The organism is Streptomyces sp. RLA123, from assembly GCF_056270165.1.
In genome coordinates this window covers 1,647,977-1,671,710 of the sequence record NZ_JBWDOR010000003.1, presented here as the reverse complement: position 1 = coordinate 1,671,710, position 23,734 = coordinate 1,647,977, and the positions used below count along the sequence as shown (strand labels likewise).

The 23,734-nt window shown below is 68.5% G+C and carries 23 protein-coding genes and 4 pseudogenes; 11 read left to right on the top strand and 16 right to left on the bottom strand.

Features of this window, described 5'->3' with window-relative positions:
* Window positions 1-566, top strand: a pseudogene (locus RV983_RS07550) (MFS transporter); the annotation flags it as partial.
* Window positions 567-710: 144 nt separating this feature from the next.
* Here the strand turns inward: RV983_RS07550 and RV983_RS07545 are convergent.
* The 9 genes from RV983_RS07545 to RV983_RS07505 all read right to left on the bottom strand — a co-directional run bounded on the left by RV983_RS07545 (window position 711) and on the right by RV983_RS07505 (window position 11,948).
* Window positions 711-2,003 carry a hypothetical protein gene (locus RV983_RS07545; protein WP_475985012.1) on the bottom strand — a complete coding sequence of 431 codons (1,293 nt, stop codon included), beginning with the start codon at window positions 2,001-2,003 and terminating at the stop codon, window positions 711-713.
* Window positions 2,004-2,391: 388 nt separating this feature from the next.
* Window positions 2,392-3,924, bottom strand: a complete 1,533-nt coding sequence (locus RV983_RS07540) for a glycoside hydrolase family 32 protein (RefSeq protein WP_475985011.1) — start codon at window positions 3,922-3,924, stop codon at window positions 2,392-2,394.
* Window positions 3,921-4,964 carry an ATP-binding cassette domain-containing protein gene (locus RV983_RS07535; protein ID WP_475985010.1) on the bottom strand — a complete coding sequence of 348 codons (1,044 nt, stop codon included), beginning with the start codon at window positions 4,962-4,964 and terminating at the stop codon, window positions 3,921-3,923. Before RV983_RS07535 ends, RV983_RS07540 begins: the two co-directional genes overlap by 4 nt.
* Entirely contained in the window at window positions 4,961-5,914 is a 954-nt protein-coding gene (locus RV983_RS07530) for an ABC transporter ATP-binding protein (RefSeq protein ID WP_475985009.1), read from the bottom strand. Before RV983_RS07530 ends, RV983_RS07535 begins: the two co-directional genes overlap by 4 nt.
* A gap of 3 nt (window positions 5,915-5,917) precedes the next feature.
* Window positions 5,918-6,838 carry an ABC transporter permease gene (locus tag RV983_RS07525; protein WP_475985008.1) on the bottom strand — a complete coding sequence of 307 codons (921 nt, stop codon included), beginning with the start codon at window positions 6,836-6,838 and terminating at the stop codon, window positions 5,918-5,920.
* A gap of 13 nt (window positions 6,839-6,851) precedes the next feature.
* On the bottom strand, window positions 6,852-7,829 hold the full coding sequence (locus tag RV983_RS07520; protein WP_475985007.1) for an ABC transporter permease: 978 nt from the start codon (window positions 7,827-7,829) through the stop codon (window positions 6,852-6,854).
* Between the two features lie 82 nt (window positions 7,830-7,911).
* Window positions 7,912-9,594, bottom strand: a complete 1,683-nt coding sequence (locus tag RV983_RS07515; RefSeq protein WP_475985006.1) for an ABC transporter substrate-binding protein — start codon at window positions 9,592-9,594, stop codon at window positions 7,912-7,914.
* A 73-nt stretch (window positions 9,595-9,667) separates the two neighbouring features.
* Complete coding sequence (locus tag RV983_RS07510) at window positions 9,668-10,690, bottom strand: LacI family DNA-binding transcriptional regulator (RefSeq protein WP_475985005.1); 1,023 nt, start codon at window positions 10,688-10,690, stop codon at window positions 9,668-9,670.
* Window positions 10,691-10,949: 259 nt separating this feature from the next.
* Window positions 10,950-11,948 (bottom strand): aldo/keto reductase family protein, encoded by a 999-nt coding sequence (locus RV983_RS07505; RefSeq protein ID WP_475985004.1) that lies wholly within the window; start codon window positions 11,946-11,948, stop codon window positions 10,950-10,952.
* 345 nt (window positions 11,949-12,293) lie between these two features.
* On the opposite strand from RV983_RS07505, the gene RV983_RS07500 reads away from it, so the two are divergent.
* From RV983_RS07500 to RV983_RS07470, 7 genes and pseudogenes are all read left to right on the top strand, one after another.
* Window positions 12,294-13,283, top strand: a complete 990-nt coding sequence (locus tag RV983_RS07500) for a carbohydrate kinase family protein (protein WP_475985003.1) — start codon at window positions 12,294-12,296, stop codon at window positions 13,281-13,283.
* Window positions 13,284-13,347: 64 nt separating this feature from the next.
* Window positions 13,348-13,542: a GrpB family protein gene (locus RV983_RS07495; RefSeq protein ID WP_475985002.1), complete on the top strand. Its 195-nt coding sequence runs from the start codon at window positions 13,348-13,350 to the stop codon at window positions 13,540-13,542.
* 31 nt (window positions 13,543-13,573) lie between these two features.
* Complete coding sequence (locus RV983_RS07490) at window positions 13,574-13,798, top strand: carbohydrate ABC transporter permease (protein WP_475985001.1); 225 nt, start codon at window positions 13,574-13,576, stop codon at window positions 13,796-13,798.
* Window positions 13,799-13,890: 92 nt separating this feature from the next.
* On the top strand, window positions 13,891-14,070 hold the full coding sequence (locus RV983_RS07485) for a hypothetical protein (RefSeq protein ID WP_475985000.1): 180 nt from the start codon (window positions 13,891-13,893) through the stop codon (window positions 14,068-14,070).
* A 10-nt stretch (window positions 14,071-14,080) separates the two neighbouring features.
* On the top strand, window positions 14,081-15,559 hold the full coding sequence (locus RV983_RS07480) for a glycoside hydrolase family 32 protein (protein WP_475984999.1): 1,479 nt from the start codon (window positions 14,081-14,083) through the stop codon (window positions 15,557-15,559).
* Between the two features lie 20 nt (window positions 15,560-15,579).
* A pseudogene (locus RV983_RS07475) lies at window positions 15,580-15,744 on the top strand (site-specific integrase); the annotation flags it as partial.
* 139 nt (window positions 15,745-15,883) lie between these two features.
* Window positions 15,884-16,297, top strand: a pseudogene (locus RV983_RS07470) (IS5/IS1182 family transposase); the annotation flags it as partial.
* A 319-nt stretch (window positions 16,298-16,616) separates the two neighbouring features.
* On the opposite strand, the gene RV983_RS07465 reads toward RV983_RS07470, so the two are convergent.
* The gene (locus RV983_RS07465) at window positions 16,617-16,754 is read right to left on the bottom strand and encodes a hypothetical protein (protein WP_475984998.1); all 138 of its coding nucleotides are present in this window, start codon (window positions 16,752-16,754) and stop codon (window positions 16,617-16,619) included.
* The gene (locus RV983_RS07460; protein ID WP_475984997.1) at window positions 16,751-17,095 is read right to left on the bottom strand and encodes a hypothetical protein; all 345 of its coding nucleotides are present in this window, start codon (window positions 17,093-17,095) and stop codon (window positions 16,751-16,753) included. Before RV983_RS07460 ends, RV983_RS07465 begins: the two co-directional genes overlap by 4 nt.
* Before the next feature lie 71 nt (window positions 17,096-17,166).
* On the opposite strand from RV983_RS07460, the gene RV983_RS07455 reads away from it, so the two are divergent.
* Entirely contained in the window at window positions 17,167-17,991 is an 825-nt protein-coding gene (locus RV983_RS07455) for a GntR family transcriptional regulator (protein WP_475984996.1), read from the top strand.
* A 36-nt stretch (window positions 17,992-18,027) separates the two neighbouring features.
* On the opposite strand, the gene RV983_RS07450 is transcribed toward RV983_RS07455, so the two are convergent.
* The 4 genes from RV983_RS07450 to RV983_RS07435 form a co-directional block, all read right to left on the bottom strand.
* Complete coding sequence (locus tag RV983_RS07450; protein WP_475984995.1) at window positions 18,028-18,279, bottom strand: IS3 family transposase; 252 nt, start codon at window positions 18,277-18,279, stop codon at window positions 18,028-18,030.
* 1 nt (window position 18,280) lies between these two features.
* Window positions 18,281-18,583 (bottom strand): transposase, encoded by a 303-nt coding sequence (locus RV983_RS07445; protein ID WP_475984994.1) that lies wholly within the window; start codon window positions 18,581-18,583, stop codon window positions 18,281-18,283.
* 156 nt (window positions 18,584-18,739) lie between these two features.
* Window positions 18,740-20,173 (bottom strand): caspase, EACC1-associated type, encoded by a 1,434-nt coding sequence (locus tag RV983_RS07440; protein WP_475984993.1) that lies wholly within the window; start codon window positions 20,171-20,173, stop codon window positions 18,740-18,742.
* Window positions 20,163-20,498, bottom strand: coding sequence for an effector-associated constant component EACC1 (locus RV983_RS07435; RefSeq protein WP_475984992.1), 336 nt, complete (start codon window positions 20,496-20,498; stop codon window positions 20,163-20,165). Before RV983_RS07435 ends, RV983_RS07440 begins: the two co-directional genes overlap by 11 nt.
* 207 nt (window positions 20,499-20,705) lie before the next feature.
* Here RV983_RS07435 and RV983_RS07430 point away from each other — a divergent pair.
* Together RV983_RS07430 and RV983_RS07425 are read left to right on the top strand one after the other, a co-directional pair.
* Window positions 20,706-21,769 (top strand): IS630 family transposase gene (locus RV983_RS07430; RefSeq protein ID WP_475984991.1). Its coding sequence is split into 2 segments (ribosomal slippage): window positions 20,706-21,155 and window positions 21,158-21,769, totalling 1,062 coding nucleotides; the frame shifts between segments, so codons are not numbered across the junction.
* Window positions 21,770-21,833: 64 nt separating this feature from the next.
* The gene (locus RV983_RS07425; RefSeq protein ID WP_475984990.1) at window positions 21,834-22,196 is read left to right on the top strand and encodes a hypothetical protein; all 363 of its coding nucleotides are present in this window, start codon (window positions 21,834-21,836) and stop codon (window positions 22,194-22,196) included.
* 74 nt (window positions 22,197-22,270) lie between these two features.
* Here RV983_RS07425 and RV983_RS07420 read toward each other — a convergent pair.
* A pseudogene (locus RV983_RS07420) lies at window positions 22,271-23,724 on the bottom strand (IS701 family transposase).
* Window positions 23,725-23,734: the final 10 nt, after the last annotated feature.

Here is a 23,734-nt window from a genome sequence, read left to right as displayed (position 1 = left end):
GTGACGAACCTTCACGACAGCGCGGTCGCGCCCAGCACCGGGAACTGGTCGCGACCGCGCGCTGCTCTTCCCGCCCTGTGCGCCACCCAGATCACCGGCTGGGGCATCGTCTACTACGCCATCCCCGTGCTCCTCCCACGCATCACCGCCGACACCGGCTGGTCCGCCGCAGCCTGCAGTGCCGCGTTCCCGCCGCACTGCTGGTCTCGGCTCTCGCCGGCATCCCGGTCGGCCGCATCCTGGACCGGCGGGGCCCCCACGTGGTGATGACCGCTGGATCCGTCCTCGCCGCCGCGAGCGTGTTCGCCGTCGCCGCCGCACCGAACCTCCTGGCCTTCACCGCCGCATGGCTGCTTTCCGGAGTAGCCATGGCCGCCTCGTTCTACCAGCCTGCCTTCGCCGCCCTGACCCGCTGGTGGGGACCGGACCGCATCAAGGCACTCACCATCCTCACCCTGGCCGGCGGGCTGGCCTCCACGGTCTTCGCGCCCACCACCGCCGCCCTCGCCGAACACCTCAGCTGGCGCGGCACCTACACCGTCCTCGCCGTCGTCCTGGCCGCCGTCCAGTGGGCCGACTACTACGAGTGAGATAGCTGGTCGCGTTTCCGACTTTCCCCATCTTGGTTGGTTTGAGCGCCATGTGATTCTCTGTGATGCTTCCTCCTTATTGGCCATGGGTAGCGCGGAGGCCGGGACCGAGGGACCTGGTCATCGCGGAGCTGCCTGTGTTCCTCGGCCCGTGGTTCGGCAGGCCGATGGGCAGCCCGGATGGCAAGGAGAACGTTCGTCGTGGTCGACATCACCGAGATCTACGTCCACTGGTACGCGGGCCGCTCGAAGAGCGCGCTGGCCGCGTCGCTGGGAGTGGACCGCAAGACGGTCAGGAAGTACCTGGCCCCGGCGGAGGCGTCCGGGATCACCCCGGGCGGACCGCCGATGACCGAGGCCGACTGGGCCGGGCTGATCGAGGGATGGTTCCCCGGCCTCGTCGACAGGAGACTGCGGCAAGTCACCTGGTCCGACATCGACCAACACCGCGACATCATCAAGGACTTGCTCGGGACGGTGACGGTCTCCACGATTCACTAGCGGCTGCGGGACGAGCACAAACTGAAGGTGTCGATCCCCTCGTTCCGCCGCTGGGTGCACGCCACGCTGCCCGATGAGGTGAGCCGCTCGCAGGTCACCGTCCTGCGCGACGAGTTCCGCGGCGGCGACGTTGTCGAAGGACACCGCGCCGGCCGATGCCCTGACGGCGAGTCGGCCCGTCGTGTGGGTCGAGTCCTGGGCGGTGATGACGGGGCTGTAGCCGTCGGGAGAGAGGAAGTTGGTCTGCCAGTGCACGCGCAGTTCGGTGCCCCCGGCTTCGACGCGCAGGCGGTAGACCGCGTCGGCCTCGATGGCGGTCGCGTACGTGCCGAGGGTGACGTTCCTGTCGATGCGGTAGAGCCTCAGCCTGCTGTGACCCGGGTCTACTTGGACGCCGTAGCCGCGGGTGGCCGCCTCGTCGGTACGCACCAGCAGTTCGGCGACCGCGGAGGTGTCGTGCAGGAGCAGGTCGGCCTGCAGCGCGGTGTCGTATGCCTGGGTCGTGGTGACGGCGCGGGTGGTGGTTCCCTGGGACGGGTCCGCGCGCCAGCCCAGCGGGGTCGCCGTCCAGGTGCCGCCGCTTGTGGTCCAGCCGGTGAGGTTGGTGGTGACGGCGGAGACGGAGGGTGGGCCGAAGGTGACGGTGCCGCCCTGGGCGAGCAGGCCCATCGAGCCGGTGTCGTGGCGGTGGTCCTCGGTGTGGAGGAGCCGCTTGCCGTCGACATGCACCGTCAGCTCGGGTCCGTCGGCTGCCACTTCGAGGTCATAGGGTCTTGCGGTCCGCGCGCCCGGAAGTGGAGCGGTGGCGAGTGTGTCGCCGCCGGTCAGGTCGTAGAGCCGTATGCGGGCGCGGCCGGGGTCGAGGGCGACCGCGTATCCGGTCGAGCCTTCCAGGGCTGCCCAGAACGCCAACGCGCCTACGGCGGAAGAGGATTGGGGCGTGACGCGGGCCGCGTACGTGCCCTTGGCCGCGAGTTGCTGCTCGGACCAGGGCGAGGGCGGGCCCGCGACGGCCGGCGGTTGCCTTCTGGCCGCCGTCGGAGGTGCGGGTCCAGGTGCCGGTGACGGGGATGGGGTCGGGAATCGGGGTGGCGGCGGGGGTCGCTCCGGCGGCGCTCGGGGTGGCGGCCTGTGCTGCGGGGAGGATGCCTCCGAGAGGCAGCAGGGTGGCGGCGGTTCCTCCGGCGAGCAGGAGGGTACGGCGGGACACGCTCGTGGCAGCTCCTGAGGAGAGCAGGGGAGGGTGTTCCACGGCCCGGGGGGACGTCCACCCCGCGGGCCGTGGCCGTGTGTAAGACCGTCACGGCCAGAGCGGCCGGGGTCTGTCGGTGAAGGCCGACGCCATCTGCCAGGCGTCGAACCGCTCCAGGGCCACGTCGCCGTCGGCGCCGATACCGACGCCGACGGCCTCGTCCGGGCGGGTGGGGTAGATGCGGGCGGTGAGGGCACGCCCGTTGGCGAAGACCTCCAGTGCGGAGTGGTCGACGAGGACGCGCAGGTCGACCCGCCCGTTGGTGCCCAACGGCAGTTCGCCGTAGCGGGGTTCGGTGTCGACCGTCGGGTCGAGGCTGCTGGTCTCGCGGCGCAGGCGGAGGGTGCCGCCCGTTCCGTCCTGCGCCCTGCTCACCTCCACGACCGTGCGTTCCGCGCCGTCCGGTGTCTCGCGGACCACGAGCCGGGCGGTCGCTCCGGGAGCGAGACGCAGGGTCGTCTCGATGTCCAGCTGGTCCCCGCGCACGGCGGGCAGCCGGGTGTACCGGTCGGCCTGCCGGCCCGGAGTCACCTCTACGCGCTCCCGCCGCAGCTCGGTCAGCTCCGGCGCCGGGGCCTGATGCAGGCCGCCGTCCGTGGCGAGCGTGACGACCCTCGGCAGGGACATCACGCCGCACCAGCCGGCCTGCGCGTTCGCCTCGTCCGTTCGTCCCTCCTGGAGCCAGCCGAACATGATGCGGCGGCCGTGCTCGTCGCGAGTGGACTGGGGGGCGTAGAAGTAGCGTCCGCCGTAGTCGAGGCGGTGGAGGGCGGTCGGGTTGAAGGTGTCGCCCTGGTAGCGGCCGGTCCAGTACAGGGGGTGGTGGGTGGTGCCCTCGTCCCAGGCGGAGAAGACCAGCACGTCGGTGCTGCCGGCCTCCTCGGCCTCGCCGAGCCGGAAGAGATCGACGCACTCCCACATCGTGCCGGTCCAGTCGAGCTCGCCCTGGTTCTGCGAGGCGTCGCCGGTCAGCAGGGGGCCGACGTAGCGCCAACTGCGCAGGTCGTCGGATTCGTACAGGAAGGCCGTTCCGCCGACACCCCGGATGCCCGAGCCCACCAGCTGGCGCCACACCTGGCCCTCCCGCCAGACGCAGTGGTCGCGGAAGGCCGTGATGTCGACGCCCTCGGGCGGGGCGGTGATGACCGGGTTGGCCTGGTCTTTGGTCCAGTACCGCAGGTCGGCCGATCCCCTGGCCACGCAGGGGAGTTCGTGGTCTCCGTGCCTGCCCGAGTAGACGAGCGTCGGCACTCCCCCGTCGTCCACCAGGACACCGGACCAACAGCCGTCGCGGTCCGGGCCGTCCGAGCCTGGCACCAGGGCGACTGGCTCATCGGACCAGTGCACGAGGTCGGTACTGGTGGCGTGGCCCCAGTGGATGCGGTGGTGGGCGGCGGCGAGCGGGTTGTACTGGTAGAAGAGGTGGTAGACGCCGTTCCAGTGGCTCAGCCCGTTGGGGTCGTTGAGCCAGCCGCCGGGCGAGGTGAAGTGGAAGCGGGGGCGGTGGGGGTCGCGCAGGGCGCGTTCGGCCAGCCCCTCGGCGACGGGAGTGCCGGAGGGGAGGGTGAGGTCGTGGGTCATGCGGCGGTGGTCTCCGCTTTCTCGGTGTCGTCGGTGGCCTCGCCGTCCGGCCGGTCGGTGGCCTTCAGGACGCGGCGGGCGATGTCGGAGGCGGGTGCGCGCAGGTGGCAGCGCACCCAGTGGGGCTGTCCGTCGTTCTCGCCGACGATGTGGCGGACGGGCTCGGTGCGGCTGCACGTGCCGTCGTCGCCGTAGGGGCAGGACGTGGGGTTGAGGATCGCCTCGCGGTGCTTGGCGCGCTCGACGGGGTCGTAGCTGCTGGCCCGTTCGGGGTCGGGTACGGCGGACAGCAGCAGGCGGGTGTAGGGGTGGGCGGGGGCGTCCATCACCGCCAACGCGTCGCCGCCCTCGACGAGTTCGCCGGCGAACATGACCATGGTGGTGTCCGCGAGGTAGCGGGCGGAGCCCAGGTCGTGGGTGATGTAGAGCATGGCGATGTTTCGCTCGTCGCGCAGGCGCCGCATCAGGTTGAGCACGCCGACGCGCACGGAGACGTCCAGCATCGACGTCGGTTCGTCGGCCAGGATGAGGCGCGGGTCCACCGCCAACGCGCGAGCGATGGAGACGCGCTGACGCTGGCCGCCGGAGAGTTCGTGCGGGTAGGACTGGAGCATGTCCTCGGTCAGGCCGACCGTTTTTATCAGCTCGCGCAGCGCCTCTGGTGTGGCGGAGTGGCCGTGCAGGACGAGGGCGCGGGTGAGGAAGTGCTCGATGCGGTGGACGGGGTTGAGTGAGCCGAAGGGGTCCTGGAAGACCATCTGGACCTTGCGGCGGTACGCCCGTGATGCCCGGCGCGGCTCGGTGCGCAGGATGTCCTGGCCGTCGAGCAGTACCTTTCCGGCGGAGGGCTGTTCGAGGCGGGCGAGGCAGCGGGCGATGGTGGACTTGCCGCTGCCGGACTCGCCGACCAGGGCGGTGATCCGGCCGGCCGGCAGGTCGAAGGACACGTCGTTGACGGCACGGACGCGGCGCCGGGAGAAGACGGTGCCGACCTGGAAGTCCTTGGTCAGACCGCGTACGGACAGCAGGGGCTGGGTCATCGGGGGGCTCCCTGGGCACTCTGGGCCACCCACCGGCCGGGGGCGATCTCGTGCAGGTCGGGGATGTTCATGGAGCAGTCCGAGCGGTCCTCGGGACAGCGGACGTGGAAGCCGCAGCTGGCGGCGGTGCGCGGGGCGTCGAAGAGGCCGGTGAGCTCTTGGCGCGGGCCTGTCAGCGGCGGGAAGGCGTTCATCAGCGCCTCGGTGTAGGGGTGGAGCGGCCCTGCGAACAGGTCCTTGGCGTCGGCGAGTTCGACGATCCGTCCGCCGTACATCACGCCCATGCGGTCCGACAGCTCGATCATCAGGGACATGTCGTGGGTGATGAAGAGAATGGAGAAGCCCAGCTCCCGCTGGAGGTCGCGGATCTGCGCCATGATCTCCTGCTGCACGACCACGTCGAGCGCGGTGGTCGGCTCGTCCATGATCAGCAGCCGGGGGTGGAGTGCGACGGCCATGGCGATGACCACGCGCTGGCGCATGCCGCCGGAGAGCTGGTGCGGGTACGCCTTCAGCCTTCCCGGGTCGATGCCGACCAGCTGAAGCAGCTCGCCGGCCCGCTCCCGCGCGAGCCGCTTCTTCAGCTTCTCGTGGGTGGTGAAGATGTCGACGATCTGCTCGCCGATGGTCAGGACGGGGTTGAGGGAGTTCATCGCCGACTGGAAGACCATGGCGATCTCACGCCACCGGAAGGCGCGCAGCTCCCGTGGGTCCAGGGCGAGGACGTCCCTGCCCTGGAAGCGGATGCTGCCCGCGGTGATCTCCGCCGGGGGCTTCAGCAGCCGCATCACCGCGTTTGCGATGGTCGATTTGCCGCAGCCGGACTCCCCGGCGAGGCCGAAGACCTCTCCGGCGCCGATGGAGAAGGAGACGTCGTTGGCGCCCACGACGGTGCGTCCGTCGCTGCGGTATTCGACGCGCAGGCCGTTCACCTCAAGTACGGGTTCCATGGCTCAGCCCCTCCTCTCACGGCGGGCACGGCGGTTGCGCAGCCTTGGGTTGGTGATCTCGTCGACCGCGTAGTTGACCAGCGCGAGCGCGAAGGCGACGAGCGCGATGCATAGTCCGGAGGGGACGAAGGCCCACCACGTGCCGGTCATCAGCGCGCCGTCGTTGCTGGCCCAGTACAGGTTGGTGCCCCAGCTGACGACGCTGCTGTCGCCGAGGCCGAGGAACTCCAGGCCGGCCTGGGCGCCGATGCCGAAGATCACGCAGCCGAGCAGCGTGGTCATCACCACGGACGCCATGTTGGGCAGGATCTCGCGGAACATGATCCGCAGGGGGCGTTCTCCGGTGACGACGGCGGCGGCCACGAAGTCCTTGCCGCGGATCGACTTGGCCTGCGCGCGCAGGACCCGGGCCGAGCCCGCCCAGCCGGTGACGACGAGGACCAGGATCACGGTGGAGGTCCCGGGCGGCAGGAACGCGGCCAGGATGATGAGCAGCGGCAGGCCAGGCAGCAGCAGGAAGATGTTGGTGACCAGGGTCAGCGCGTCGTCCACGACGCGGTCGAAGTACGCGGCGGCGAGGCCGACGACGATGGCGACGCCTGTCGCCACGAGCCCCACGGTGAACCCGACGAAGAGCGAACTGCGCGCCCCCCACAGGGTGAGGGCGAGCACATCCTGACCCTTGGCGGTCGTACCGAGCCAGTGTGCGGCCGAGGGGGCCTGGCTGCCCGTGGAGTTGATGAGCGACGGGTCGCCGGGTGCGAGGACGGGTGCGAGCAGGGCCAGCAGTGCGAAGAGAGCGAGCAGGATCAGCCCGGTCAGCGCCTTCTTGCTGTCGATGAGCTGGCGCAGCAGTCCGCGCCGGCGGGAAGCGCGCGCGGAGGCCGTCGGCGCGGTCGCCGTGGCGATTTCGATGGCGGTCATGTCGGCAGCCTCCTCAGCGGACGCGGACGCGCGGGTCGAGGCGGACGTAGACGAGGTCGACGAGGAAGTTCGCGATCAGCACTGCGGCCGTGATCGTCAGGAAGATGCCCTGCATCAGTGGGTAGTCCAGGCCCTGGACGGCCATCAGCAGCTGGTAGCCGATGCCGGGGTAGGCGAACACGACCTCGGTGAGCAGCGCGCCGCCGACGACGAAGCCGAGCGCCATGCCGAAGTTGGTGACGGAGGGGAGCAGCGCGTTGCGGGCGGCGTAGCGGAACATGATCCGCGAGGGGCTGAGCCCCTTGGCCTCGGCCATGGTGATGTAGTCCTCGGCCGCTGTGGCGATCATGGTGTTGCGCATGCCGAGCATCCAGCCGCCGATGGAGACCAGCACGATGGTCAGTGCGGGCAGCACCAGGTGGGTGGCGACGTTGGAGAGGAATTCGCCGTTGAAGCCGGGGGTCAGTCCGACGTCGTAGGCGTGCCGCATGGGGAACCAGCCGAGGCTCACCCCGAACAGGTACAGCGCGCCCATGGCCAGCCAGAAGTAGGGGAACGAGCCGACGAAGATCAGCAGGGGCGGGAAGGCGGAGTCGAGGACGCCGCCGCGCCGCCAGGCGGCGACGATGCCGAGCAGGTTGCCGAGCACGGCCGCGATGACGAGAGCGACACCGCCGAGGAGCAGGGTCCAGCCGATCTGCGAGCCGATCACGTCGGAGACCGGGGTCGGGAAGCGGGAGATGGAGATGCCGAGGTCGCCGGTGAAGACGCTCTTGACGTAGCTGAGGTACTGCTCCCACAGGGGGCGGTGGTCCAGGCCGAAGAGTTTCCGCAACTGGGCTATCTGGTCGGGCTGCATCGTGCCCTGGGCCTGCGCGAACATCCGGGAGACCGGGTCGCCCGGCATGAAGCGCGGGAGCACGAAGTTCAGGGTGAGGGAGGCCCAGAAGGCGAGCAGATAGAACCCCAGGTTGCGCAGGATGAGACGCACGGGTCGTGCTCCTGTCGTAGGGGGTGCGGGGGTGCGGTGGGGAGCGGCCGTCCGGGGAGGAGGACGGCCGCCGATCCGTGCGTCAGCTCTTGACGGGCTTCAGCGAGGTGAGCACGAGGATCGTGCTGCCGTTGCGGTTGCCGAGGGTGGCGTACGGGTTCTCTTCGGTGGGCCAGCCGGTGAAGCGGGCGTCCGTGTACGCGCCCCACTCGGGGCCGGTGAACAGCGGGACGACGGGCGCGTCCTCGTTGTACAGCTCCTGCAGGCCGTTCGTCTGCTCGCGCTGCGTCTTCTCGTCCGTGACGGCGGCGAAGGCGTCGATGAGCTTGTCGGCCTTCTTGTCGCCGAAGCGGTGGTAGTTCTCCGTGGCCTGCTTGCCGACCGGCTGCACCATCTTGGTCGACATCACGCCGCGGTAGTACTCGTACGGGGTGGCGCCGTTGTTGCTCCACACGATGCCGGTGTCGAAGGTGCCGGTGTTGTACGAGGACGAGACCGCCGACCAGTCGGGCGTCTTCACGGTGGCGGTGATGCCGACCTTCGCGAGGTCCTGCTTGATGATGTTGGCGACCGAGATCCAGTCGGAGGAGGCGGAGCCGACGGAGATGTCGAGGGTGAAGTCCTTGCCGTTCTTCAGCTTCCGCTTGCCGCCGCTCTCCTTGTAGCCGGCCGCATCCAGGGCCTTGGCTGCCGCGTCGGTGTCGTACTTCGTCCAGGTGCAGGAGGCGGCCAGCGACGTGTCACGCCACTTGTCGTAGGTGTGGGCCAGGCCCGTGCAGTCGGCGGGTTCGGCGTAGCCGTTCATGGCGACCTTGGTGATCTGGTCGCGGTCGACGGCCATGCTGAGCGCCTTGCGCGCGGCCGGGTCGTTGAACGGCGCCTTGGTGGTGTTCAGCTGCCAGTTGATCATGGCGCCGGTGGCCGGGAACCAGTAGTGGTTGTGCTTCTTGTCCTTGGCGACGAAGGACTTCTCGATGTCCGGGATGAACGACTGCGTCCAGTCCACCTCGCCGTTGGTGAAGGCGATGTTGGCGCTGTCGTTGCCGGAGAAGGCGAGCATCTGGATGCCGGCGATCTGCTGCTTGCCCGGCTGCCAGTAGTCGGGGTTCTTGCGCAGCTCGTACGACTGGCTCTGGAACTTCTCGATCTTGGTGTACGGGCCGGTGCCGACCGGGTTCGGGTTGGTGAACTTCGCCGGGTCCTTCACCTTGGACCAGATGTGCTTCGGCAGGATGTAGTGGCCGCTGATCTCGTAGAAGGCGGTCGAGAACGCCTTGTTGAAGGAGAACGTCACCGTGTGGGCGTCGACCGCGGTGACCTTGTCGAGGTAGTCGAAGCCACCGAGCACCTTCTTCTGGAGCTCGAAGGTGTAGACGACGTCGTCGGCGGTGAGCGCCTGGCCGTCCGACCACTTGACGCCGTCGCGCAGCGTGAAGGTGAGGGACTTGCCGTCCTTGGCCTTCTCCCACTTGGTGGCCAGCCACGGCGTGTCCTTGGCGTCGGCCATGCTGTGTACCGCAAGCGGCTCGTAGACCGCCTGGAGGGTCATGGGGGCGGCCTGCGGGGAGAGCGGGTTGAAGTTGCGCGTGAACGTCGCCAGATCCTCGCGCGGGATGGTGAGCAGCTGGTTGCCGGAGGTGTCACCGGCGCCGGCGGTGCCCGAGCCACCCGTACAGGCGGACAGGACCAGGGCCGCAGCGGCGGTGGCGGTGACCGCTCTGAGGACGGCTTGCGGCCGCCGTGAAGGTATGCGGGAGGGTGCCATAATGGAGACTCTTTTCCTCTCTTCAACACACAGGACGAAGACGGGATGGGATTCTCGGCGGGCTGATTAGCGGTCAGACCGACGAGCGTTCGAGCAGCGGGCAGTCGATCGTCACCCGGTGGGTGTCGAGCGGCTGCCCCGCTGCGAGAGCGGCGAGCATGTCGACGCCCTTGGTGCCCATGGCTTCGAAGGGCAGGGCGAGCGTTGTCAGCTTCGGCCGCAGATAGGCGGCGATGAGTTCCTGGTTGTCGAACCCCACCACGGCCACGTCGTGCGGGATGCGCAGTCCACGTTCCTTGATCGCGTCGTACGCGCCCATCGCCATCCGGTCGTTTCCGCAGAACAGCGCGGTCGGCCGGTCGGCGGCCGGGCGGTCCAGCAGATTGCAGGCGGCGGTGTAGGCGCCGTCGGCGGTGGCCCAGCCGGGGAGGACGAGGGAGGGGTCGGGGGTGATCCCGGCCTCGCGCAGGGCACGTTCGTACCCGTCGCGCCTGCCGATGGCGGCCGGGATCGCCGGGTCGAGGTTGATGAACCCGATGCGGGTGTGACCGGCGTCCAGGAGCCTGCGGGTCGCCTTGTATCCGCCCGACTCCTCGTCGGGCAGGATGCACGGCAGCTCTCCTTCCTCGTCATAGCAGTTGATGAGGACGGTCGGCACCTCGCGGACGACCTTGGGGAGACTGACGGCCCGGTGCCAGGTCGTGGCGTACAGGAGCCCTTCCACCCGGTGTTCCAGCATCTGGTCGAGCGCGGCGGCTTCCTGGGCAGGGTCGCCCTCGCTCGCGGCGATCAGCAGGAACCTCCGATCGCCCCAGGCACGGCTCTGCGCACCCGTGATCACCTCGGCCGCGAAGGGGCCGGTCACGATCTCGGTGATCAGCCCGAACCATCCGCTGCGGTTCGCGGCCAGTGCCCGCGCCCCGGCGTTGGGCCGGTAGCCGAGCTCGTCGATCGCCTCCAGGATCCGCCGACGGGTCTCGTCAGGGATGGTTGCGCCGGGCTTGTCGTTGAGGACGAAGGAGACCGTGGTCCGCGAGACACCCGCGCGGCGAGCCACATCGCTCATGGTCACGCGCTGCGTCTTGTTGGTGGCCACTTTCAGTCCCCTTCGGTCGGTGGAGGTGTGCCGAGACCCCTCCGGTTTCGCGCTTTAATAACGCGCGTTACTACTGCATTGCAGGGAAGTTACGGCCGCCTTATGCGCCATGTCAATACATCGCCGGGTAACGAAGAAGGATGGGAATGAGACGCCTTCTCGGTGCCGCCGCTGGAGGCTGGGTGACGCCTCGGGAGGGCGGCCCGCAGGGCAACGGCATGGCTGTGGACTCGCCGCCGTGTCCCCGGCGGCTGCGGGCTCACGGCCGCTCGACGAACACGTCGATGCGCTCGGGGTCCCGCTCGACGACCGGATCGAGGATCTTGTCCACGCGCCTGACCAGTTCGTCGTCCAGCGTGACGCCCGCAGCCTTGGCGTTCTCGACGACCTGCTCGGGCCGGGACGCTCCGACGATGGCCGCCGAGACATTCGTGTTGCGCAGCACCCACGCCAGGCTCAGCGTCGTCAGGGACATGCCTGCTTCAGCAGCGAGAGGAACCAGCTCCTGGACCCTGGTCAGGACCTCGTCGCGCATCCATCCGGCCACCGCGTCGCTGCCGCCGTTCGTGTCGGTGGCGCGGGTACCGGACGGCGGTTGCTGCCCCGGCTTGTACTTGCTCGTCAGCACACCCTGGGCGAGCGGGGACCACACGATCTGTCCGATGCCCAGCTCCTGGCAGAGCGGGACGATCTCCGGCTCGATCACGCGCCACAGCAGGGAGTACTGCGGCTGGTGGGACACCAGGCGGATCTTCAGTTCCCGCGCCAGCTGCGCCGCGGCCCTGATCTCCTGCGGCTTCCACGCCGAGACGCCGATGTAGTGCGCCTTGCCCGCGTGGACGACATCGGCGAGGGCCTCCATCGTCTCCTCGAGCGGAGTGGCGTAGTCGTAGCGGTGAGCCTGGTACAGGTCCACGTAGTCCGTGCCCAGGCGGCGCAGCGAGCCGTTGATCGACTCCATGATGTGCTTGCGGGACAGACCGCGGTCGTTCTTCCCCGGCCCGGTCGGGAAGTACACCTTGGTGCAGATCTCGACACCCTCACGGCGCACGCCCTTGAGGGCGGCGCCCAGTGCCTCCTCCGCCCGGGTCTCCGCGTACACGTCAGCGGTGTCGAAGGTGGTGATGCCGGCGTCGAGAGCGGCGCGTACACAGGCCGTGGCCGTGTCCTGGTCGACCTGCGAGCCGTGGGTGACCCAGTTCCCGTAGGTGATGGCGCTGACCAGCATGCCGCTGCCGCCCAGATGGCGATAGTCCATGTTCGGTGTCCCTTTCTGAGGACGAAGGAGACCGTGGTCAGCAAGGCACCCGCACCTCGCTCATGGCCACACGGCTTGTCCCTACCGTGGCCACTTCCCGTCCCCTTCGGCCGGCGGAGGCGTGACATTGCCTCCAGTTTCGCGCTTTAATAACGCGCGTTAGTGCTAGGTTGCGAGGAAGTTACGGGCGTTTCGCACCGCATGTCTATGCCTAGACATGGGCTGCATCAGGCCACCGCCCGGTGTCCTTCGCCCGTACGTACGCCGGCCCGCCGGGCACCGGCCGAAACCCACGCGCGGATCGCGGCAGCTCCGCGCGCTTTCCCAGAGAGGCAGACCGTCACCATGGCTCGACTCGAGTCACCCAGCGGTGTCACCGTTCTCGGTGAGTGCGTCGCGGACGCCTTCACCGTCCCCGCCCTGTCCGGCCCGGGGGAACTCGCCCTGCGCGTCCTGCCGGGAGGCGGCCCCGCCAACACCGCCGTCGCCCTCGCCCGGCTCGGCACCCCCACCCGCTTCCTCGCGCGGCTCTCCCATGACGTCTTCGGCACGCTCTTCCGTAACCGCCTCAGCGACTCCGGTGTCGACCTGAGCGGCAGCGTGACCGCCCCCGAGCCCAGCACCCTCGCCGTCGCCGCCCTCGACGAGACCGGCCAGGCCACCTACACGTTCTACGCCGACAGCGCCGCCGACTGGCAGTGGACCGCCGACGAACTCGCCGGCACCTCGCACGACGGCACCGTCTGCCTGCACACCGGCTCCCTGGCACTGATACGCCAACCCGGCGGCAGCCGCATCGAGGACCACCTCGCCAAGGCACGCGAACACGTCACCGTGTCCATCGACCCCAACGTCCGCCCCCTGCTCGTACCGCCCTCCGCCTACCGGGAACGGCTCCCACGCTGGTGCGCCCTCGCCGACATCCTCCGCCTCAGCGAGGACGACCTCGGCTTGCTCCTCCCCGGCGTCGGCCCCGAAGAGGCGTGCGACACCTGGCACGCCGCCGGCGCGCGCCTCGTCGTCATCACCCTCGGCTCACGCGGCGCTCTCGCCTCCCTCGACGGCCTCCGCGTCACCGTCCCGGCCCCGGCCGTCGACGTCGCCGACACTGTCGGCGCCGGGGACTCCTTCACCGCAGGTCTGCTGCACCGTCTCACCGCCCTCGGCCACCTCGGCGGCCGGCTCGAAGGGCTGAGCCTCGAAGACGTCACCCAAGCCTGCGCCTTCGCTGCCTGCGTCGCCGCCCAGACCTGCTCCGTCCCCGGCGCAAACCCGCCCTGGGCGGACGAAGCGGCGCTGAAGGCCGGCGTCGAACGGCTCCTGTTCCACGTCTGAACGCACATGCCCGTTCCCGCGCCATGACTGCCAAAGGCCCTTGTGACCCTGCAAGACTGCCGACATGACACACGTGATCGTGGTCAGTGACTACGACCCCCGCTGGCCCGATCGGTTCCAGGACCTGCGGCAGCGACTGGCACCTCACGTCGCGGATCTTGCTGTGTCCATCGAGCATGTCGGCAGACCATCCCGCAGGACCTGTACGAGGCCGCCGACATCGACGGCGCCACCCGCTGGGTCCGCTTCCGCTACGTGACCTGGCCCGGCCTGCGCTCCACGCGCACTTCGTGCTCATCACCATCACCATCGCCGCGTTCAGCCTGTTCGCGCAGATCAACGTGATGACGCAAGGCGGGCCGCTGGACTCCACCACCACGGTTGTCTACCAGGCCGTTCAGACCGGATACGGGCAGCAGCAGACCGGGTACGCGTCCGCGATCTCCCTCGTCTTCTTCGTTCTGGTGCTGGCGGTCTCCCTGATCCAGCGCTTCCTCACCCGGGAGAAGGACTGACATGGCCTCCGCATCCTCCGCGCCCGCACGCCCGGACCGCCGCCGGATGCCGTTGCTGCGCTCGCTCGTCCAACCCCTCCTGGGGCCAGATCATGGCCTACGCCTCGATGATCACCGTGCCGGTGCTCACGCTGTTCGTGGCGTTCCAGCGGGCCTTCGTCAACAGCATCGCCTCCAGCGGAGTCAAGGCTGACCGCAGGGGCGCACGCCTGCCCCGCCGGCCCTCCCACTCTCTTCTCTGCCCCCACGCTGTGCTTCAGCGCACCCTTTGAAAGGCTTCGTGTGCCTACGCCGCCCATCGATCCCCACCTGCCCGCCGTACACCTGCGACCGCCCCGCAACTGGATCAACGATCCCAACGGGCTGGTCTTCCACGACGGCCAGTACCACGTGTTCTGCCAGTACAACCCGTACGGTCCGCAGCACGCGAACATGCACTGGGGTCACTTCCGCAGCCCGGATCTGATCACCTGGGAAGAGCTTCCGATCGCGCTCGCCCCCACCCCCGGTGGTGACGACGCGGACGGCTGCTACTCCGGCAACGCCATCTCCGTCGAGGGCCGGTTGGTGGCCTTCTATTCCGCCAACCGCACGGGCCGCTGGTGGCAGCCGGTCACCACCGCCGAGTCCCACGACGGCGGGCACACCTGGGCCAAGCGGCCCCAACTCCTCATCCCGGAGCCGCCCGCCGACACCACCATGTACCGGGACCCCTACGTCTGGCGGCAGGACGGCCACTGGCGGATGCTCGTCGGCGCGGCCCTCGCCGACGGCCGCGGCGCGGCACTGCTCTATGAATCGGACGACCTGGAGCACTGGGATTACCGCGCCCCCTTCCACACCGGCAGCCCAGCCACCACCGCCGACGGCCCGGCGGGCTGGGAATGCCCCCAGTACGCCACCTTCGGTGACCGCGGTGTCCTGATCGTCAGCGACTGGACGCCGGAGGGCGGTCCCAGCCACGTGACGGTGCACACCGGCCGCGAGGAGTCAGCCCGTTTCACCGCAACTGCGCCACCTGCACGGCTGGACCACGGCCCGGACTTCTACGCCCCCGCCCTGCTCAAGGCCCCCGAAGAAGACCGTTGGCTGCTGTGGGGCTGGGCGTGGGAGGCCCGCGACGACACCTGGGCGCACGAAGCGGGCTGGGCGGGAGTCCTCACCCTCCCGCGCGAACTGACTTTGGCCGACGACGGCACGGTCGGCCAGCGCCCCGCCCGCGAGCTGCTCGCCCTGCGCGGCGAACGCGTCCTGCACCGCACCGGACACGTCACCCGATCCGGGCCGGTCGACCTGGGGCAGGTCAGCCGCACCTTCGACCTCACCGCCGTACTGATCCCCGACCCCACCGGCTTGTGTGGTCTGCGCCTGGTCACCTCCGCGGACGGCACCGAATACCTCGACATCGGCCTCGACCCCACCGCCGGTCAGCTCACCATCGACCGAAGCCACGCCTCATGGGACCCGCGCGCACGGACGGGCACCTACGCCGTCCCCTGCCCTGCCGCGAAGGTCCCCGGCTCACCCGTCGAACTCCGCGTCATCGTGGACGGCTCGATCGCCGAGATCTACCTCGCCACCGGCCAGGTCCTCACGATCAGGTTCTATCCGCTCGGCGACGCGCCCTGGCGCCTGCAGGCCCGCACGACCGGCACCGGCAGCAGCGACTTCGCCGTGGAGGCATGGGACCTGAACCCCCGGCCGAATCCGTCAACAGCCTCTCACGGCAAGCCGACCACGGGACGTGTGACCGCCCGGTGACCCCGCTCACCATGCCTCCCCTCCTCACGGCGGCCGGAGTCGCGCCCCGCGTCGTGATGGAGATCCTCGGTCACTCACAGATCAGCATCACCATGAACGTGTACACGCACGTCGTGCAGGACACGCAGCGCGAGGCCATGAGCCACATGGACCGGCTGCTCAGGAGGCGTCCCGGTCGTCAGTGAGTCTTTCCCGGTAAGCGCCCGTCGCTCGCTGTGATCGCGAAGCTTGCGCTGCCGCCCGTGCGGTCCTCAAGTCCGGTCAGGCGTAAGGCCCCTGGTAGGAAGGATCTTGCGACGGATTGTTCTGACCGAGGGGCCTCACGTGTCGACCGGTGTCACATACACCGCGGTGCTCGATGTGAAGCGGTCCACCGCCGAGCACCTGGCCCGGTTGCTGCGCGATCACCGCATCGCGGTCGGAACCCGCAAGGGCAGGCGTGCGCTGGGCTGCTTCCGCCAGGCGGTGCTCGTCCTGCGCTGGTTCATCGACGGCACCCGCCATTCCCAACTCGCCTGCGACAACGGCCTGTCGGCCTCCACCACCTACCGCTACCTCCACGAGGGGCTGACCGTTCTGGCGGCCGAGGCACCGGACCTCGCGACCGCGCTGGAGCGCGCGAAGGCAGCCGGGCTGACGCATCTGAATCGGCCCCCACCAGTGCCAGAGGTGCGAACAACACCAACCCTCACCCAGCCGGAGTGCCGTCCTCGAGGGGCGGCCCTTCGGCTGTCTGGCACCCCTGGCGGCGGTGTCAGCCGGGCGACACCTGCTGTTGGGGTCAGCTCTGCACGCACCGTCAGGACGTAACCGGCCAAGGACGTTTGTGTCCATACGCATTCTCTTCCAACTCGCATCGATACGGCTCAACGACTCGGCTGGGCCGACCATGCAGGTCCCGGATCCACGGGACCGCCGTGCTGTCCATGGGTGTCTCTCTCGGTGGGGGAGGGGGTGCTCCATCGGCGTGTCCACTCCAGTGCCACGCCGTGCTCCTCGCAGTAGGCGCCGCTCTCGTCCTCGATCGGGAACTCGTGCTCGCCCCGCGCGCATCGGGTCATCGCGCCTCCCGCTCGGTTTGGCGGAGGGCGTCGCCCTCGGTGCAGCCCGGGACACAGTCCGGATGCTGCACCAGGTGGTCCAGCAGGGCGTTGTACGCCCGCTGCTGCTCGGTCACTTCGGTGATGGGGCTCACGTCTTGTCCTCCGTGGTGAGCTGGGCCCACACCCCGCAGCCGTCGGTGTTCAGGCCGTACAGGGTCGTGAGGCCGCTGACGATGGTGAAACCGGGCCCGTGGCTGTGCAGGACGGACATCGGAATCGAGCCGACCGCGGTGATGCGGTTGCGATCCCCCGCCGTCGACAGGGTCATCTCGACCTTTGGGCTCCCGGCGGCCAGGACCGAGACGAACAGCTCGTTGGCGACCTGAGGGGCGTCCGGGTGCTTTAGGCGCAAGGCCACCCACTGGCGGACCGAGGGCGCCTGAGCAGGCGTCGCCTCGAACTCCAGGGTCCAGGACCGTCCTGTTTCGGGCATGCAAGTCCCCCGACCTCATGACTTTCTGTGCAACAGATAAGCAGTATCTGTGTACAGATTGAGGGGTGGGGTTGGCCAAGGTCAAGCGCGGCGGGTCATTATGTGTGCACAGAAAGCGGGATCACTCGGATTGGTGGTGGGGCGTGGAACGGCCGGGATACCTGCGGATCGCTGCTGACCTGCGAAACCGCATCTCCTCAGGGGAGTTCGGCATCGGCGATCGGATTCCGACGCTCCCGGCGCTTGCGGAGGAGTACGAGGTCTCCGAGACCACCGTGCGCAACGCTCTTGCGCTCCTTCGCAATGAGGGCCTGATCGAGACGAGGGCCCGCGCCGGGACCCGGGTTCGGGAGCGTCCTCCGATTCACCGGCTGACGGCTGACCGGTACCGAAACAGGGCCGGAGTCCCCTCAACGCCCTTCACGCGAGATCAGGGCATCGGCTGGTCCGAGTACCGCTTGGACAAGCTGTACGAGCGCGTGGAGGCCACACATGAGCTGGCGGCCCTTTTTGAGTGCGAGCCGGCGGAGGAGCTGCTTGCCCGCCACTTCGTCTTCTACGACAACAGCGTGCCCACCCAGATGTCGACGTCGTACCTGCGCTGGGCGGACGTGGAGGGGACCCCGGTGGCGGACCCGATCCACGAGCCCTGGCCGGGCGGTACAAGGGCTCAACTAGGCGCGCTCGGCATCGCGGTCATCCTGGTCAAGGAGTCCTTCACCTGCGGCATGCCGACCGAGTACGAAGCCAAGACATTGAAGATCGGCTCCGGCGTCCCGGTGCTCCGGTACACCCGGCGACATGTGGCGAAGGACGGCCGGATCGTGGAGGTGGCTCACCCGATCGTGAGGCGCGGCGACACGACCGTGGTCGACTTCGAGATCCCGTTGGGCTGAGCCGAGCCGGGCGTTCGGCCTCGCCGCTCCGGGTCCTTAAGGCGGTGGTCTGCGCCCACGCAGTTCGGCATGGACCCGCAGCGCGCCGTAGTTGCCACGGTGTTCGGCGTGGATCTCACGGATCTCGGCGACCAGCACGTCATCGGCGGCCTGCCGCTCCGCTCGCGCCTTGGCGCCGGCGATCCACCGGTAGTAGCCCGAGCGGGAGATCTCCAGTACCCGGCATATCCGCTTGATGCCGAACATCTCGGCGTGGGTAAAGACGAAGTCCCAAGCGGTGGTCTTCACTTCATCTTCCGGGCGAAATACGCCGCTGCCGGCGCAGGATCTCCCGCTCGAGCTGCCATTCCTTCTCCGCCCTGGCCAGTCGCGCGTTCTCCGCCCGCAGCCGGGTCAGCTCGGCCTCGGTGTCCTGCGACGCTCCGGCAGCGGCTGGACGGCCGTCGGCGTCACGCACCCAGGTCCGCAGCGTCTCGGGGGTGACGTTCAGATCGGCCGCGACGTCCTTGAACGTCCGCCTACCGGCCGAAGCCCGCCACAACGCGATCGCGTCGGACCGGAACTCCGCACTGTACTTCGAGGGTCGTGCCACGTGGATCTACACCTTCCAGGATCGACAAGATCCATTGTCAGGTGTGTCCACACCACGGGGATCACCTCAAACCCTCGTCACCGGCATCGGCACGTCATGGGTTGCCCAATGGTCGAGGCCGTGCCATGCCATAGGTGGATGCGCGCCCTCGGGCAATTATTTGGGACGGCTCCAGCGCAGGGCGCCGTCGACGTCGCGGCGAAGCACGACGTGTCCATCGTCGGTGACAGTCAAGGTGCAGTCCGTGTCACCGGCGGTTGCCGAATCCCAGACAGGGTCCCCGGCGCTGTTTTTCAGGACGAGGTTGCCGTCATTCTGATTCCACAGCACGGTCGCGTGCTGGGGGCCGGATTGCCAGACGGTATCCCTGTCCCCCAACAGCATGAGATTGCCGTCACTTAGACGCAGCAGCAGTCTGTATCGGCCGTTGTTCGAGGCGATGCTGTCTCCGGCATGGAGTGTTTCGCCCGCGAGCAGTCGGTTGGTCGGTTGGGAAGGCGGCGCGTAAGTGGAAGGGCCGGATGAAAGGGACGGGGTTGTTCTGGCGAGATTGCTCGGGCCGTTGTCTGTGGTCCACCATGGATAAAATGAGGCGAGCACGCCGATGGCGGTGACCGCTACGGCGGCAGACGCGACGAGCGGCCATGTCGTGCGTTTCCTGGAGCGTTTCCGGCCCTTTGGATTGGGGGACGGTCCGGGCGTGACGGCGCTCGGATCCATCTCGTCGTTTCCGGGTGGCTGGGTCTCCGGAGTCGAGTCCGAGGATCCTTGAGATGGCGAGCCGTCAGCCTCCGCAACGGCTGTCACGTCGTCGAGGAACGACACGTTGGGACCGTTCGGCCGAATGCCTGCAGCGGCGTTGTGGGTGAAGACGAACCGGTCGGCGGTGTCCGTGCCGCGTTGGTTGGGGGCAGGCAGCCCGACCGATCTGAGGCTCTGCCGCAGATGGAGATAGATCTCCGCGAGCGTCAGCCTGGAGGAGGCGCCAGCGATTCCTCGTCGTATCAGCTGGAGGAACTCGGCGGTGAAGGAGGTGTAGGTGTTCTTCTGCTCAGCGAAGGGAACGACGTGCGCGGGGCCGTCGCTGGCCGTCATGATGTAGGCACCGCGAATGTCCGTGGCGTCGGCGACCGGCGCCGCGGCGAGTGCTTCGATGACTCGGCCAGAGTAGCAGCAGTCCAGGATCGCAATCTTCGTGCTGGCGCCGCTATTGCGGAATACCTCCCGAATACAATTAAAATCCAGGCCGCTGATGTCCTCGTGCTCTGCTCGGGTGTCGGACAGGATCAGGCAGAGGTCGCCTCTTGTCGATATTGTCCCGTGCCCGGCGAAGTAGAACAGGAGGGTGTCCTCGGTCTCCATCGCAAGGCGGCGCAGGTCCGGCAGGATAAGCCGGACGTCGACGGGGTCGAGGAGTACCGTGACTCGGTCGCGGGGCCAGCCGCACAATTGGGGGTCTGTCAGAACCTCATGGAAACCAACAAGGTTGTTGGCCACGGCTGGTAGCGGCGGGAACCACGGATCCGAGTATACCGAGACACCGATGAGCACCGCCCGTGACCGTGAATAGTCGGGTACCTCAATGCTCATCACGGTCCTGCAGAGCGTGTTCCAGCAATTCCACGACGGCAGAATCCTTGATCCGCTGCGCATCGACCTTCACGGTACCCGACGGCGACGTGACTGTGATGGTCACATCTGTACGGCGGGTCCGGAGCCACACGATCAGGGACCGGGCCAGCGAGACCCCAACTCCACCCGATCCGAGGGTCACCGCCAAAAGGTCGAACGCCCCGCCCAACTCGCCGTCGCCAGGAGGCCGCGCTACCACGCGAACCGCACCTGTCAGCGTCCGCTCCCCGCTCAGCCAGTTCCGAAGCCTGATGAATTCGCCGACTTCGTCGCTGCCCGACACGCTAATCCGTACTTCCAACAGGCACCCCTTTGCCCATGGTGTCCCCAGCCGGACCTGGTAGTCGCCACACCACCTGTCCCGGTCCGCATCGTTCCAGGAAACAAACCTTCCGTGAACTATTGCGACGGAACGATCTACTGAACTTGATTGAGTGATGTCGGTGCCGTTCGCCTGACAGTTGGTCGTCGGTACCGGTAGCCGTGGGGTGTGAGGTACGCGCAGGGCGGCGGGCTGACCGACGCCGAGAGGGCTACTCGGGAGCGGTTACGGCTCCAGGCCGTGGAGCGTTTCGAGGGCGGGCAGAGGAACGCGGAGATTGCCGCTGCCCTGCGGATCAGTGTGCGGTCGGTCGAGCGGTGGCGCCGGGCCTGGCGCGAGAGTGGAGAAGTGGGAGTCCTGTCGAAGGGGTCGCCGGGAAGACCTCGGCTCGGTGAAGCCCAGATCGCCAGGCTGGAGCGGGAGTTGGAGCGTGGTCCACTGGCTCACGGCTGGGCGGACCAGCGGTGGACGCTGGCACGGATCAAGACGCTGATCGGCCGGCTCTTCCACGTCTCCTACACGGTTGAGGGCACCTGGCGGCTGCTGAAACGGCACGGCTGGAGCTGGCAGCAGCCCACTCGGCGAGCGATCGAGCGCGATGACGACGCGGTCGAGGTCTGGAAGAAGGTGACTTGGCCGCGGGTAAGGGCACCGCGGCGGAGCGCAACGCCTGGATCGTTTTCGAGGACGAGGCCGGGCAGTCGATGACTCCGCCGCGCGCCAGGACCTGGGGCCGGATCGGTCAGACCCCAGTCGTGAAGGTGAGGGGCCGGGGCTCGGGGCGCGTGTCGATGGCGGGTATGGCCTGCTACAAGCCGGGCCAGCGGTCCCGGCTGTTCTACGCGATCCGCGAGTATCGAGGCCGCAAGGACGAGCCGAAGGGCTTCGGCTGGCGCGACTTCCGCGACCTGATCGTCCGCGCCCGCATCCAGCTCGGCGGACCGATCGTGCTGGTCTGGGACAACGTCCGCCTGTACCTGACGGCTGGCATGCGCGAGTTCATCGACGCGAACGCCGAGTGGCTCACGGTGTTCCAGTTGCCCACTTATGCCCCGGACCTCAACCCGCAGGAAGGCGTGTGGTCGCTGGTCAAGCGTGACATCGGCAACCTCGCCGCGGCCGACCTCGGCCAGATCACTCGCGCCGTGAAGCGCAAACTGAAGATGCTGCAGTACCGACCGGAGGTCATCGACGGCTGCCTCGCAGGCACTGAGCTGGCCCTGGACCCGTGAGCGTCTGGTCGACGGACCCGAAATTGGTCGAACTCCAAAGCTGCTGGTCAGCTACGGTGGCGGCATGACTGACAGCCTGCCCGAGGACGTAGCCGACGTGCTTGACCTCCTCCTGAGCCCGGACGAGCCCGTTCACGTCGCCCTCAGACGACAGGTGCCCCAACTCAGGGTGCAATCCCGCTGTAAGTGCGGGTGCGGCACTGCCTATTTCGAACTCGACGCCGACGCGGTGGAGCCCGCTCCAACGGGCCTCGGCACCGTCGTGGCTGTCGACGTACAGCTGTTCACCGAAACCGGCGAGTGCCCTGGCGAGGTCCTGGTCTTCACGCAAGGCGGCTACCTCTCATGGCTGGAGGTCTGCTCTTGGAGCGATGACGTCGAGGTGAATCTCCCCACGGCGCGGCGCTGGCTACAGCCACCGTCCTGAACCCGAGCACAACAGCCAGCAGTCTCCGACCCTGACGCCGCCACCACGAGCCGACCGACATCACGAGTTCAAGTTCAGTAGCGGTGGTTTGTTAGGTCGGGGTGTAGAGGTCGAGGGGGTGGCCTGCGCTGAGGGCGGTGATGAGGGCTTGGAGTTCGGGTGGTGGGGGTGCGTTGGTCCATGCCCGCCAGTAGCGTTGGAGGGCGGTCCAGGGGGCGAGCCAGGCCCGGACGGCTCGTATCGCTGTGGGCCAGCTGGCCGGTTGGGGCTGGTGGGATTTGCTTGGTCCCCCTCTCGGGCCGGACCGGTTCCTCGGGTGGCTGCGGTGGCGTAGTTCTGGGCGAGACCTTGGGCGGTGGGCTGAACCAGGTGTCCCAGCAGAACGAAAAGGCGCAGGTGACCAGGGTTTGGTGACGGCGGATGGCGGTGTCGGAGCGGACCTGGACGTCGGCCCAGCCGAGTTCGTCTTTGATCTGTTTGTAGCTCTGCTCGATCCAGTGCCGGATGCCGTAGATCCTTACGACTTCGTGCAGGTCGGCGCTGGGTTCGGGGCTGTCGGCCTCGCGGGGGCCGCCGGGACGGGGGAGATCGGTGGCCAGGTACCAGGTGGCCTGCGCGGGCAGGGTGGCCGGGTCTGCGGTCGCCACGACCAGGCGGACGCTTCCGTCGGGGCCCCACCAGCCGAGGTGGGCGTCGGCGGCCCACCACGTCTCGGTGTGCCCGTCGCGGAAGGTCCGCCGGACCGGGGTCCAGTCGCCGGGTTGCTGGGGGCCGGTCCAGGTCAGGGCGCGGGCGGCGTCGACGGGGTGCAGGCGTCCTTGCCGTAGGCCCAGGTGCCGTGGCTCGGTTTGAGGGCCATGACGAACGGCAGCCCTGCCGCGTGGAGTTGTCTGCGGAAGCTGTCCTGGTCGCCGTAGGCGCAGTCGGCGGCCACGGCCCGGAAGGCTACGCCGGCGGTCTTTGCTGCGCGGGCGAGTTCGGCTGCGATCTGCAGCTTCGTGCGGAAGCGGGGGTCGCTCTTGCCTTGGGGGAAGTGGTGGGCGGGGCTGTAGGGCACGGCGTGGAGTGGGTAGTAGAGGTTCTCGTCGGCCCAGCAGGTGGTCACCGTCACGATTCCGTTGTCGGTCTTGCCCAGCCGGCCCAGCCACTGACGGCCGATGTGCGCGGTGGCCTTGCCGTCCTTGCGGTCGCCTGAATCGTCGATCACCAGCACCCCGCCCGGGTGCGGTGCGGTCGCGGGGTCGGCCAGGAGCATCTCGACCCGGCGGGCGTTGACCCGCTCGTGGTCCCAGGTCGACTCGGACAAGAAGAACTGCAGCCGCTGCACCGCCGGGTGCTGGGCGCCGACCACCGGCTCGGAACCTGCGAGGCAGGTCAGCGTCTTGTTGCGGTCCCGCGGCAACAGCAGTCCGGTCAGGTACTCGCGGAACCCGCGGCGTTGTGCCAGTGTGGAGAACAGGTCATCGAAGCGTGCGGCGTAGGCTTCCAGCGGGCCAGGTGCGGGCGGACACGGCACACGACGGGTCATCACAAGCCCC